The sequence below is a fragment of the Nostoc sp. genome (assembly GCF_036917275.1).
GTDB lineage: Bacteria > Cyanobacteriota > Cyanobacteriia > Cyanobacteriales > Nostocaceae > Nostoc.
Genome location: NZ_JBALDF010000018.1, coordinates 1 through 12,770, shown reverse-complemented (window position 1 = coordinate 12,770; position 12,770 = coordinate 1). Strand labels below are relative to the sequence as shown.

Sequence of the window (12,770 nt, the reverse complement as noted above, 5' to 3'; positions counted from 1 at the left end):
AGCTGTCAATGCAAGTTAAAAAAATGAAGTTTGCCAATCTAGATTTCAAAACACTAAGAAATACCCAATAAAACCAAAAAGCTGTAAAAATTTCTGCATAAATTTGAGCAGCTTTAGTAAAATTACGGTCGGATACCCTTTGTCTATCCAACTCAATTAATGACTATTACTGCCAATTCCCAATTGCCGAATGTATTTTCCCAAAATCTGGAATCTATCACCAGTAAGACTGATGGCTCATTACCAACTCTAGGAGCCGAGTTGGTGTATACGCAAGATGGGGCAGGGTGCTATCTGACCTTTTGTTGGCAGCACAGCGAACTCCTGGGGTTAAATACTGAAATAGTTGACGATCTCAACCAGACCCAAACCTTTGCCCCAGTGGATAAGGTTACTTATTTGGAACGATTGCAGCGAATTTTGACAAGTTTGATGCCAGAAAGATTTCAGTGTTGGTTTAGCTACCACCAGAAATTATTTGAATTGGACTTAGTGATTAGTCCGATTATGCCGAGTTTGGGAACGACTGCCACTACAGTTTTAGTGATGGGACGGTTAGTGCAAGCGACACTAAACAAAAAACAAGTGCGTGTGGCACCAAAAACGCCTACACAAATAGAGTTGGCTTTACGTTCACAGCAACACCAAAAATTGGTAAATCGCATTACCAGAAATATTCGCCGGACATTGGATTTCGATATTATTTGGCAGCAAACAGTTGACAGTTTGGGGAAAGCACTGCGGCTAGAGCGCTGCATTATTTGTCGTCCTTACCAACCTTGTAGCTTAAAAGTGAAAGTGATGGCTGAGTATCATCAGCCAGAACTCAACTCAATCATACTAGGCTCAGAAGAAATAGATATAGCTTCTGAGCCTGCCTTTGCTCAGGCTTTGACAACCCTAGAACCGGTTGTGATAGAAGTGCCTGGATACACATCTGGGCGGCAGAAAACTTTGGTGATTGCGACTTGCTATCAAGACCAAGCCAATGGATTGGTTGCCTTGACTTGGCAGGATGAATGCTACACACTAACAGAATCGGAATTAGAACTGGCAAAAGAAGCAGCAGATCAATTGGGAACTGCGATCGCACACGCTACTTTATATAAAGAATTAGAAGCAGCGCGTCAAAAAGCCGAAGAAGCTTCCCGCCTCAAAAGCGAGTTTCTGGCTAATGTATCCCATGAAATTCGTACCCCCCTCAACGGGATGATCGGCTTTTTGAAGCTGATTTTAGAAGGGATGGCAGATGACCCAGAAGAACAAAACCAATTTTTGGCAGAAGCTCATCAATTATCGATACATCTGCTGAATATCATCAACGATATTTTGGACATTGCCAAAATTGAAGCGGGCAAAATGGACTTAGTTTACGCTCCAGTCAAGCTAGATGAGCTATTCAGTGATGTAGAAAGTTTCATGCGTCCCCAAGCAGAAATGAGAAACCTCAGCCTCAGGATGCAAATGCCTGCTACCTCTGATGAAATCATTGTCCTAAGCAACTACCAACGATTGCTACAAGTTATGCTCAATTTGCTAGGTAACGCCATCAAATTTACCCATGAAGGTGGTGTCACTGTCAGTGCCGATTTAGTACTCAAAAAAGCGAAGCCAAACTTTCAAGGTCAGGAATTTCCTGGCATGGTGAGAGTCCGTGTGGCAGACACTGGCATCGGTGTTTCTTTGGACAAACAAGATAAACTGTTTCAATTATTCTCTCAGGTGGATGGCTCCCGCACTCGCCAGTACGGCGGTACAGGTTTAGGACTGGCAATATCCCAGAAGCTAGTGGAGGCAATGGGCGGCGAAGTACATTTTTATAGTCTGGGCGAAGGACTTGGTTCAACAGTGACATTTACAGTGCCACTATATCAACAGCCAGTCATGGTTTCATCTAGTGATAGCGACTCAACAAACAGTGATGAGTACTGAGTTAAGAGTTAGGATACTTGGCAATACTGGGTTTTAAGTTTTAAATATTATTATTTAATAACAAAATTGGGGATTAGAGATTGGAAGGAATTCCGTCCATAGTCCACAAAAAATTGTATAATTATGGACTTGGTTGAGGAAAAAACACAACAAACGCCTAAATGTTGGCTTTTGATTTGCTCTACTCAATTTGCGAAAAATAATATTTTTGACCCCTTTTTATGGTGACGTATAGTTAAAAGCATTAAATCCTGCGTTCGTTGGACTGCAAAGCAGAATCTAAAGGCTAGAGTAAAGTAAGCAGGCTCATAGCAACGTAATTACTGTCTTCTTTATCAGGCGCCCTCTCTAAGCAGCCTCAACTCTTGGAGAGGCTGCGCCCTAAGCGTAGCTATGCCGCAGGCTTTACGAGTCCGCTTAGAGAGTGTCATTAGTAATTACGAATTACGAATTGTTAATGCCCAATGACGCCACTTGCCTCAACCGGGGGAACTCCGGCAACGCAGTGGCTCCCCAATGCCCATCATTAACTTAGCAGGTCTAAAACTATGGAACTCACAATTGACAACGTTGAAACAGTCTTAGATGAAATGCGCCCTTATCTGATGTCTGATGGCGGCAACGTGGAACTCGTGGAACTCGATGGGCCTGTTGTAAAACTGCGGTTGCAAGGTGCTTGCGGTTCTTGCCCTAGTTCTGCAATGACCCTGAGAATGGGTATTGAGCGCCGCCTCAAGGAAATGATTCCCGAAATTGCAGAAATTGAGCAAGTGGTGTAAAAGTTAGGAGTTAGGAGTTAGGAGTTATGAGTTTTACAGCATCTCCTAACTCCTCATTCTTAACTCCTAACTATTCTTATGTCCCATCCTCTTTACATCGCTTTTATCTGGCATCAACATCAGCCGCTGTACAAATCTCCTGGCAGCGGCGTTTCGCTATCTTCGAGTCAGCAGTACCGTCTACCTTGGGTACGTTTGCATGGGACTAAAGATTATTTGGATTTGGTATTGCTTTTAGAGCGGTATCCTAAGTTACACCAAACGGTAAATTTAGTTCCATCGCTGATATTGCAACTTGAAGATTATATTGCTGGTACTGCTTTTGACCCTTACCTCACAGCCTGCTTGACACCGGATGAACAACTCACCCAGCAACAGCGGGAATTCATTATCCAACACTTTTTTGATGCCAATCACCATACGCTGATTGATCCCCATCCCCGCTATGCCGAGTTGTACCAGCAAAGGCAGGAGAAGGGGCAAGCTTGGTGTTTGGCAAATTGGGAATTGCCAGATTATGGTGATTTGCTAGCTTGGCACAATTTGGCTTGGATCGATCCGCTCTTTTGGGATGATCCAGAAATTGCTGCTTGGTTAAAACAGGGACGGAATTTTACTTTAAGCGATCGCCAGCGCATTTATTCCAAACAGCGAGAAATCCTCAGCCGCATTATCCCCCAACATCGGAAAATGCAGGAGGCGGGGCAGCTAGAAGTTACCACCACGCCTTACACTCATCCGATTTTGCCCTTACTAGCTGATACCAACTCTGGTCGGGTAGCTGTGCCCAATATGATACTACCTGAGCAGCGATTTCAGTGGGCAGAAGATATTCCCCGCCACTTGCGGAAAGCTTGGAACATTTATAAAGACCGCTTTGGACAGATACCTCGTGGTTTGTGGCCTTCGGAACAGTCAGTAAGTCCACAGATACTTCCAGACATTATTAACCAAGGGTTTAAGTGGATATGCTCAGATGAAGCCGTCTTAGGGTGGACACTGAAAAACCTTTTTCATCGGGATGGGGCGGGGAATGTGCAGCAACCAGAACTGTTGTACCAACCGTATCGCCTGCAAACCGCAGAGGGCGATTTGTCAATTGTGTTTCGTGACCACAGATTATCAGATTTGATTGGCTTTACCTACAGTGCGATGCCAGCAAAACAGGCAGCAGCGGACTTAGTGGGACATTTACAAGCGATCGCTAAAATGCAAAGAGATAGTCAAAGTGAACAACCTTGGCTAGTTACCATCGCTTTAGATGGGGAAAATTGCTGGGAATTTTATCCCCAAGACGGCAAACCCTTCCTTGAAGCTTTGTATCAAACTTTGAGCGATCAACCCCACCTCAAACTTGTCACCGTCTCTGAATTTCTGGAAGAATTCCCAGCCACAGCCACTATTCCCGGAGGGCAACTACATAGCGGTTCTTGGGTGGATGGCAGCTTCACCACTTGGATCGGCGATCCTGCTAAAAATCGTGCTTGGGATTACTTGACAGAAGCTAGAAAGCTGTTGGCAAGTCATCCTGAAGCGACGGAAGAAAACAACCCACAAGCGTGGGAAGCATTATATGCCGCAGAGGGTTCTGACTGGTTTTGGTGGTTTGGTGCAGGACACTCTTCAAATCAAGATGCCATCTTTGACCAGTTATTTCGAGAACACTTGTTTGGCATTTACAAGGCATTAAATGAACCTGTACCGCCCTATCTCAAGCAACCAGTGGAAATCCACGAAGCACAGGGAAACCACACCCCACAAGGGTTTATTCATCCCGTCATCGATGGTAAGGGTGATGAACAAGATTGGGACAAAGCTGGACGCATAGAAATCGGTGGGGCGCGGGGGACGATGCACAATAGCAGTGTCATCCAGCGACTTTGGTATGGGGTAGATCACCTCAATTTTTATTTGCGCCTGGACTTTAAAAGTGGCGCAGCACCAGGGCAGGATTTGCCAACAGAGTTGAATCTGCTGTGGTTTTATCCAGAAAAAACAATGGTCAACAGCCCAGTTCCCTTGGCAGATTTACCAGATGCAGCCCCACTTAATTACCTTTTCCACCATCTTTTGGAAATTAACTTGTTGACACAATCGATTCAGTTTCGGGAAGCTGGAGACAATTGTCAATGGCATCCCCGTTTCAGCCGCGCTCAAGTAGCAATAAATAGTTGTTTAGAGTTGGCAGTGCCGTGGGCAGACTTGCAAGTTCCGCCAGATTATCCGTTGCGCCTGATTCTGGTGCTTGCGGATGAAGGGCATTTTTCCAACTATTTACCAGAAAATGCTTTGATTCCCATTGAAGTGCCTTAGAACTCACTATCTTGGTGTCACAAAATACTTATACCAATTCTTTGTGAAACTGCACAAAATCAGGCTTGGTAAGACTTGGGGCAAAATTCCCTTGTTCTATGTAACCTCACAGGTAATCAGTATTAGTCCAGTGGGCGTGTAAATCTAGCTACCATCTCAATTAACAAGACTTGGGGCTTAACAAGGGGCAAAATCCCCTTGTTAAAGGTCGGCAAAGTTGCGCCCCTAAAGTCGATTCATGTGTTGCAAAGATTTTTGGAAAACATATTTAATTCTTTCTTGTCAATCCGTAAGTTCTACAAAAATTTATTTTTGCTTTTTGAATTTTTAACAGAAAAGTAATGATGATTTAGCGAAGATGCAGTAATTTTACTGTCATCAACAAATATTTATCGTAAAATTAGAGACATATGATAGTAAATATTCTATACTAATGAATCGCTTTTATCAGAAAATAACAAATTCTCAAGAGAGCATTTCACAGCAAACTCACCTTGGTCAGATGTGTGGTTCCAAGAAGCTATTTCGCGATCGCTATGAAATATTGCAAATTTTGGGTAGAGGTGGTTTTGGCATTACCTTTTTAGCTAAAAATACCGTATTACCTGGGAAGCCCCTGTGTGTTATTAAACAGCTTTGTCCGAAAGTGACTAATCCGCAAAGTTGGGAAAGGGCATGTATGCGCTTTGAAAAAGAGGCAAGAACTTTGGGTCAACTCGGTAGTCATTCGCAAATTCCCATGTTATTAGACTACTTTCAGGCGAATGGAGAGTTTTTTTTAATTCAAGAATACGTACCGGGTTCTACTTTGGCACGAGAAGTGCGGCAAACTGGGCCCAAAGGTGAAACCTCAGTTAAACATTTTTTACAAGAATTATTACCAGTATTACAGTATCTTCATCAACATCGTGTAATTCATCGGGATATTAAGCCCCAAAATTTATTGCGGTGTGAGGATGATGGGCGGGTAGTGCTGATTGATTTTGGTGCGGTGAAAGAGCAATTAGTTGATGTTTGTGAAAACTCAATCAATCAAGCTGCACACACAAATTTTATTGGGACTAGGGGATTTGCACCACCAGAACAGTTTTCTCTACATCCAGTTTATGCCAGTGATATTTATGCACTGGGTATAACTTGTATTTATATGTTGACTGCTAAAAGTCCTTTAGAATTTGAGTACGACGCGAATTCTGGTGAGATATGCTGGCAAAAAGAGGTAAATATTAGCGACAGTTTCGCTCATATTTTAGGAAAAATGGTGAAAGTTACGTTAAATGATCGGTTTAAGACTGCCAATGAAGTGATGAAAGCTTTAAGTAATAAAAGCTATTTGCCTACTTTGGCTAACTGTCTAACTACCCAAAAATCAAATAATAAAAGTATTACACAATACGAAAATTCATCCGAAACTCCTGATCCTGACGTATATATACCACCTGCTGCCAGAACTGCTAGTGCTATTCGGAAATGGAGAGCAAAGCTCAAGTAAACAAGGTGACAGAATTACGTTGAAGCTTTATTTGCCTTAGGTATCAAATAAATAATTAATCATGAGCAATTTAAAATATTAAAAACAAATCTAGTAAGCATTTTGACTTGATTTGATAGTCAGTAATGGTTAATTAATCAGGGTTTCACTTAATACTTAGTCACTTGTCGCTTGCCAATATACAAGCAAAATTACTAGGGCTAACATTTCAGAAAAAATTTCTATTCAGATTATTATATAATCGAAAGAATAATTAATCTTATGGCTCTCGTAGTTTTCCACAGATAAGGAAGACTGACCACTATTTACAAACGCTAACGATATAAGTAATTCCCCAATCCCCAGACAGGGTTTTCTACCACAAGTAAGCGAGAGTCAATTTTCTTAAGGGAAATGTTAGGGGCAAACTTAGCCTAAGTTGTCATGCAGTCGCGCCTGTCAGATCATGATCTGCTGCTTAAATCCCGATTGCCCAAATCCCCTGAATCCTAATGGAAAGAAGTTTTGCCAAAGTTGTAGCACCCCATTGGTGTCACTTTTAAGAAATCGCTTCCGTGTCATCCGAGTCCTTTCAGATGAGGGGGGATTTGGCAGAACCTATCTATCAGAAGACGTAGATAAACTCAATGAACGCTGTGTTATCAAGCAATTAGCTCCAAAATTCCAAGGAACTTGGTCGCAAAAAAAGGCGATGGAGTTGTTTGCAGAAGAAGCGCAGCGACTACAAGACCTTGGGGAACATCCCCAAATTCCGACTTTGCTAGCTTACTTTGAGCAAGATGGCTGTCTATACTTAGTGCAGCAGTTTATCAATGGGGAGAATTTGTTAAAGGAGTTGCAACAGCGCAAGGCATATAAAGCTAGCGAAATTCAATCTATTTTGCTAGATTTACTGCCCATCCTCAAATTTATCCACGATCGCAAAGTCATTCATCGGGATATCAAGCCAGAAAATATTATCCGCCATAAAAGTGATGGGCGATTAAGTCTGATTGATTTTGGTTCCTCAAAGCAATTCACCGCGAGAGTGCAGCAGAAATCTGGCACATCAATTGGTTCGCATGGTTATTCTCCCCTAGAACAGATTAGAGACGGTAAAGCTTTTCCCGCCAGTGACTTATTCGGTTTAGGGGCTACCTGCTTTCATCTGCTAACGGGAAATTCCCCCTTTCAGTTGTGGATGGAATCTGGGTACGCTTGGGTGAGTAATTGGCGGCAATATTTGCGGAGTCCATTAAATCCAGAGTTGGATTTTGTAATCGACAAGCTTTTGAAAAAAGACATCCAGCAACGTTACCAGTCAGCCGATGAAGTCCTCAGAGACTTGACTCCAAAACAACTACTTGCACTACCACCTGCCGGGAAATCCTCTGGAAAAATACCACCAACTAAAGCCCCATATTTACCAAAAAGTTATTTATTTCTGAGAATTTTGATTTTGGTAAGTGCTTTGATTCTGTTGTTCGGATTTCAAAAATCTTGGTATAAAGATTTTCACCGGATTCAGACTAGTTTAGTCTCTAGGCTTCAGCACAATAGCCCTGGCAAAGATGAAGCGCTTTTAGGTCAACCACCAAAGATTACCTTGGCAAAAGTTTCCTTAGCTAACACCCTCCAAGGACATGGAAACTCGGTTTTATCTGTCGCCATCAGCCCCGATGGCAAAACCATTGCCAGCAGTGGCGGCGATCGCACCATCAAACTTTGGAATCTAGCAACCGGAAAAGCAATCTCTTTACTCAACGGGCATTCTCAGCAGGTAAATGTCGTAGTCATCAGCCCAGATGGCAAAACTCTGGTTAGTGGTAGTGATGATAAAACCATCAAAATCTGGAATCTGACAACGCGAAAGCAAATTCGCACTTTGCAGGGGCATTCTGACTCAATTCATGCCCTGGCCATCAGTGCTGATAGCGAGACTCTAGTTACTGGCAGTGATGACAACACCATCAAAATCTGGGATTTGGCAACAGGAGAGCAAATTCGGACACTGGCAGGGCATACATTTTGGGTGCGCTCAGTAGCCATCAGCCCCGATGGTGTGATTCTTGCCAGTGGTAGTTTTGACAAAACTATCAAAATCTGGAATCTAACAAAGGGATACCCAATCCGCACACTAGAAGGAAATTCTCAAACAGTAACAACCGTAGCAATTAGCCCAGATGGGAGAACTTTAGCCAGTGCTAGCCGCGATGTCTACGACGGGCTACGCCTACGCACCATCAAACTTTGGAATCTACCTACGGGAAAAGAAATTCGCACACTGGTGGGACATAGCAACACTGTCACATCCGTAGCCTTCAGTGCCGATGGTAAAATTCTTGCTAGTGGTAGCCGCGATCGCACCATCAAACTCTGGAATCCAGCCACAGGAGAGGAAATTCTCACATTGGCAGGGCACACCAACACTGTGACATCCGTCGCCTTCAGTCCTGATGGCAAGACCCTTGTCAGTGGTAGTGAAGACAATACTATTAAGATTTGGCGGTTGTCTCAGTGAGGAGGAATCATCCTGAATTGCATTTGGATTCATAGATATACATTTTTGTCAAATTAAAATAAAACACGCAATTTGCCATCGTTTTAAATCACCCAACCCCCAAGATCGCAAAATGTCTGTTTAAAAACATATTTCTGGTGGCAGCAAAATTATCAAAGCGCCAAATTTGGATAACCAATTTTTTAATTATTAAGCCCACCCCTGACCAAAATCACTGGATTTTTAAACCAGAGGCGATCGCTACGGAAATATTGCTTTCACTTCTCGGCATCTGTCATCCCTGAAGACGTAATTTTTAGTTTTAAAAAGAAATATTTTCCCTTCTGGAATCGAGCTAGCTTGAATGCGATCGCTAACTACACTATTGCCTAATTTGCCATGCATCAAAATCTATATGTATACCAAAATGCTTATTTGGCTGATCACAAATGCAACTTTAAGCAGATTTATATTTGCAGCTAAAGATTGATGCTAACGCTGTCAAAACTTAATAAACTTTAATTATTATTTAGAGAAATTTAACTGAGGAATGTGATCGTGAAACGCTTTAATGTTTCTAAAATTCTGGGAAGTAGTGTTCTAGCTTTAAGTTTGGCTACGTTGCCCACAGTTCTACCTGCTTCTGCTCAGACAACAACCACTCCTGATGCTAGTGTTACAAATACTACTACAGATAGCACTGCTACTGACGGAAATCATCGGGATGGTGATTGGGGTTTACTGGGCTTGCTCGGTTTATTTGGTTTATTTGGTCGCAAGAGCCGCAGAGGCGATGATATTGTAGGTGATTCTAATGTGGTAGGCTCCTCTGGCTCCCGTTCTAACTTTTAATAAGAAGTTGCATTGTAATTTTGCGTAAGTTCTAAAGATAATTATGGGTAAAGCCTGCATTGGCAGGCTTTGTTTATGTGTTTACATTTTTTTGTATACATATAATTGGTAAAAAATGGAAGATTCAGTATTCAATTGCTTCTCCCCGTGGTGGATAGCCCTTCTACTATCAGAGATGGAGTGTAACAAGAACCATTCCAATCAGCATCGTTGCCCAGTGTAACCAATTGCTTCAGAGCTGTGTAGACATTACCTGCAACCATCGTATCTTTAACGCGCCCAATTACGTGACCATTTTGTACGCGGTAGCCTAAATCAACATTGATCGAAAAATCTCCAGAAATACTGCCGCCATCACCCAGCATTTGATCCACTATTAAACCATCATCTAGTTGTTGAATTAAATCTGGTAGTGATGTCGAACCTGGCTGGATGAGAAAATTAAATAAACCAGGAGTGGGATAGCTACCTAAACCAGGGCGAAAACCATTTCCAGTGGTGTCAGTACCCAGTTGGCCTCCGGTGGTGCGATCGCTATAGAAATGCTGCAAAATCCCGTTTTGAATAAATACTAAAGATTGAGTCGGAGTGCCTTCATCATCGAAAGGACAACTGTAAGGGCCTGCTTTCGGGTCTTGGTAGAGGGTGAGGCTGGGTACAACTACTTGCTTGCCCAAACGTTCTGCCCAAGGCGAAGCTACTTCTAAAACTCGCTTACCATTCAAAGCTTCTTGCACAGTACTCCAAAGCATATCGGCGGCTTTAGAAGTGAACAAAACCGGGACGCGACCAGTAGGAGGTGAGACATTTTCTCTGGCCCAAATTAACCTCTGTAAAATTTGATTAGCTAATCTCTCAGGGTGGAGTTCGCCCCGCTTAGTTTCACCATCGGAAACACTTAAAAAATCATCGCCACGCACCCATTCTGCTGATATGTAGCAGTTGAGAGTAGTGTCAGTGTAATGACAATCTAAACCTTTGGTATTGATTAGTCTAGTGGTTTCAACATCACATTCCCAGTCACCATTGCACACAACATCGGCATAGGCATCGCGGATGAGGGCGATCGCTTCTTTGCCCCAGTCTACCAAAATCTCTATCGGCACACTTTCCCCTATATCTGGGTAGGAGGGCTGAACGTTAGAGCCTAATTCTATTGTTTCTGGTTGATTTAGTTGACTTAGTGCCAGAGCTTTTTCCACCATCACTTCAGCAAGGACAGAACCGTAAGCCACCGTAAGTCCCGGACGCCCGTTTCGCCAAAGCCGCAATGCTGTGCCTTCAGATTGGTTGGTTTCTAGCTGTTTGAGTCGGTTTGCCTCAAAAAACACGGGACGAGAAAGCGATCGCGACTGATACACCTCAGCAGCTTCGGCTCCAGATTTTATCGCTAGTTCCAGCAACTGTTCGGCTAGTGTATCTTGTGACAAATTTTCAGAAACCATGACCCTTAGTGCATTGTGGATTTTGAATTGCATATCAACGCTGTCTCAAGAAAAGTGCGATGTCTACGACGGGCTATTCGGCGTCGCACTTTTTGCTGATGGACGCAGATAACTATCAAAAAATCATCAGCGTGTCTTTGCAGTTGCGATTTGGAAGTGCAGATCAACGCTGATGGACGCAGTTAATTATCCCAAATCATCGCCATGTCTTAACGGATTTTAGCGATCGCCATTTTCAGTCATTAATCATTAGTCATTTCTGCCCAATGTCCTTTTTCAGAGGTTAACCTCTTGCAACAGCCAAAAACCAGCAAAAGATTCTGCTTTGGGATCAGACTGGACACCGAGGAAATGTACCCCGTTAGCTTTTTGCTTGGCTTGTTCAAAACCTTTCGCTTCTGCTAAGATTTGAGGTTTTTTGATATTTGCCACAATCCAGCTTTCAGTTACACCAGTTTCTAAAAGCAATCTCGCCTCTTCGCTGTTGTCAAATTTTAAGAAAGCCAACTCCAAACCAGACATCCAGCCTGCCAAGGGCAACGCTCTAGATGAGAAAATCAAAATACCAGGAATACGGGCTTCGGGTGGAACTTGCGCCAACTCTAGGGGGAAAGCTTCACCAAAGCCAATTTCCCACTCTGGCATATCTGCAAAATCCGCAGCATCTAAGGTAACAAATACCCACTGCTGTCCTTCCAAAGCATCTGGTAAACGTTGCGGCAAAGGTTTTTCTAAACGGACTGAGGGATTAGTCCCCCCTTGATAGCCTGATTCTTGAGGATACACTTCTTCCATCCGTTGTTCTAACCATTGATTGAGAACCAAAGTACGGCGGCTAGGCTGGGCGGGAATGCCCAAGTCAAGGCATGCTTTAGTAATCATGTTATTCATTTGGCGGCGGAAAAAGCGGATTTTAATTGGTGCTTTTCCAGCTTGATTAATAGCCTCCTGTAATGCTGTCCGCAACCAGCCTGAATTTACCTGAGTACTGGGACAATATTGAGCATAGCGAAACAAAGAATCTGCTTTTGTGCTGATATCCAAGGGGCTTTCGCAGACTAAGACTTCCCAAATTTTTTTCTGATTAGCGTCCAATATCGGACGGGAGTAAAAATCGATTTCCCAAATACTGCCCATGTTTTGCGGTAAAAATCTGGCTGTTATGTTTTCCTGATATTTTGATCATACGAGTGTTAGGGCAGCATTGGGCATTGGGCATTAGGCATTAGGCATTAGGAATGCAGATTTTGAGTATCTGAGATAGATGAACGGAGTTCCGAGGTGGATGAACGGAGTTCCGAGGTGGATGAACGGAGTTTTGAGGTGGATGAACGGAGTTCTGAGGTGGATGAACGGAGTTCCGAGGTAGATGAACGGAGTTCCGAGGTGGATGAACGGAGTTCTGAGGTGGATGAACGGAGTTCCGAGGTAGATGAACGGAGTTCCGAGGTGGATGAACGGAGTTCTGAGGTGGATGA

9 protein-coding genes are annotated in these 12,770 nt (G+C 43.2%); 7 read left to right on the top strand and 2 right to left on the bottom strand.

Annotated features, from left to right (window positions below; translation table 11 throughout):
• Positions 1-159: 159 nt before the first annotated feature.
• From V7K35_RS07225 to V7K35_RS07200, 6 genes are all read left to right on the top strand, one after another.
• Positions 160-1,932 (top strand): ATP-binding protein, encoded by a 1,773-nt coding sequence (locus V7K35_RS07225; RefSeq protein WP_335077565.1) that lies wholly within the window; start codon positions 160-162, stop codon positions 1,930-1,932.
• Between the two features lie 548 nt (positions 1,933-2,480).
• A complete protein-coding gene (locus V7K35_RS07220) occupies positions 2,481-2,711 on the top strand; it encodes a NifU family protein (protein WP_012408256.1) in 231 nt (76 codons plus the stop codon).
• A 78-nt stretch (positions 2,712-2,789) separates the two neighbouring features.
• On the top strand, positions 2,790-5,024 hold the full coding sequence (locus tag V7K35_RS07215; protein ID WP_335077563.1) for a glycoside hydrolase: 2,235 nt from the start codon (positions 2,790-2,792) through the stop codon (positions 5,022-5,024).
• 433 nt (positions 5,025-5,457) lie between these two features.
• Positions 5,458-6,516: a serine/threonine-protein kinase gene (locus V7K35_RS07210; protein ID WP_335077561.1), complete on the top strand. Its 1,059-nt coding sequence runs from the start codon at positions 5,458-5,460 to the stop codon at positions 6,514-6,516.
• Between the two features lie 445 nt (positions 6,517-6,961).
• Complete coding sequence (locus tag V7K35_RS07205) at positions 6,962-9,016, top strand: serine/threonine-protein kinase (RefSeq protein WP_335077559.1); 2,055 nt, start codon at positions 6,962-6,964, stop codon at positions 9,014-9,016.
• Positions 9,017-9,553: 537 nt separating this feature from the next.
• Complete coding sequence (locus V7K35_RS07200) at positions 9,554-9,847, top strand: WGxxGxxG family protein (RefSeq protein WP_335077557.1); 294 nt, start codon at positions 9,554-9,556, stop codon at positions 9,845-9,847.
• 131 nt (positions 9,848-9,978) lie between these two features.
• Here V7K35_RS07200 and V7K35_RS07195 read toward each other — a convergent pair whose 3' ends face one another.
• Together V7K35_RS07195 and V7K35_RS07190 are read right to left on the bottom strand one after the other, a co-directional pair.
• Complete coding sequence (locus V7K35_RS07195; RefSeq protein WP_335077555.1) at positions 9,979-11,292, bottom strand: TldD/PmbA family protein; 1,314 nt, start codon at positions 11,290-11,292, stop codon at positions 9,979-9,981.
• Between the two features lie 276 nt (positions 11,293-11,568).
• Positions 11,569-12,429: a Tab2/Atab2 family RNA-binding protein gene (locus tag V7K35_RS07190; protein ID WP_335077553.1), complete on the bottom strand. Its 861-nt coding sequence runs from the start codon at positions 12,427-12,429 to the stop codon at positions 11,569-11,571.
• Positions 12,430-12,573: 144 nt separating this feature from the next.
• On the opposite strand from V7K35_RS07190, the gene V7K35_RS07185 reads away from it, so the two are divergent.
• The coding region (locus V7K35_RS07185; RefSeq protein WP_335077552.1) for a hypothetical protein at positions 12,574-12,770 on the top strand (197 nt) is incomplete at its 3' end.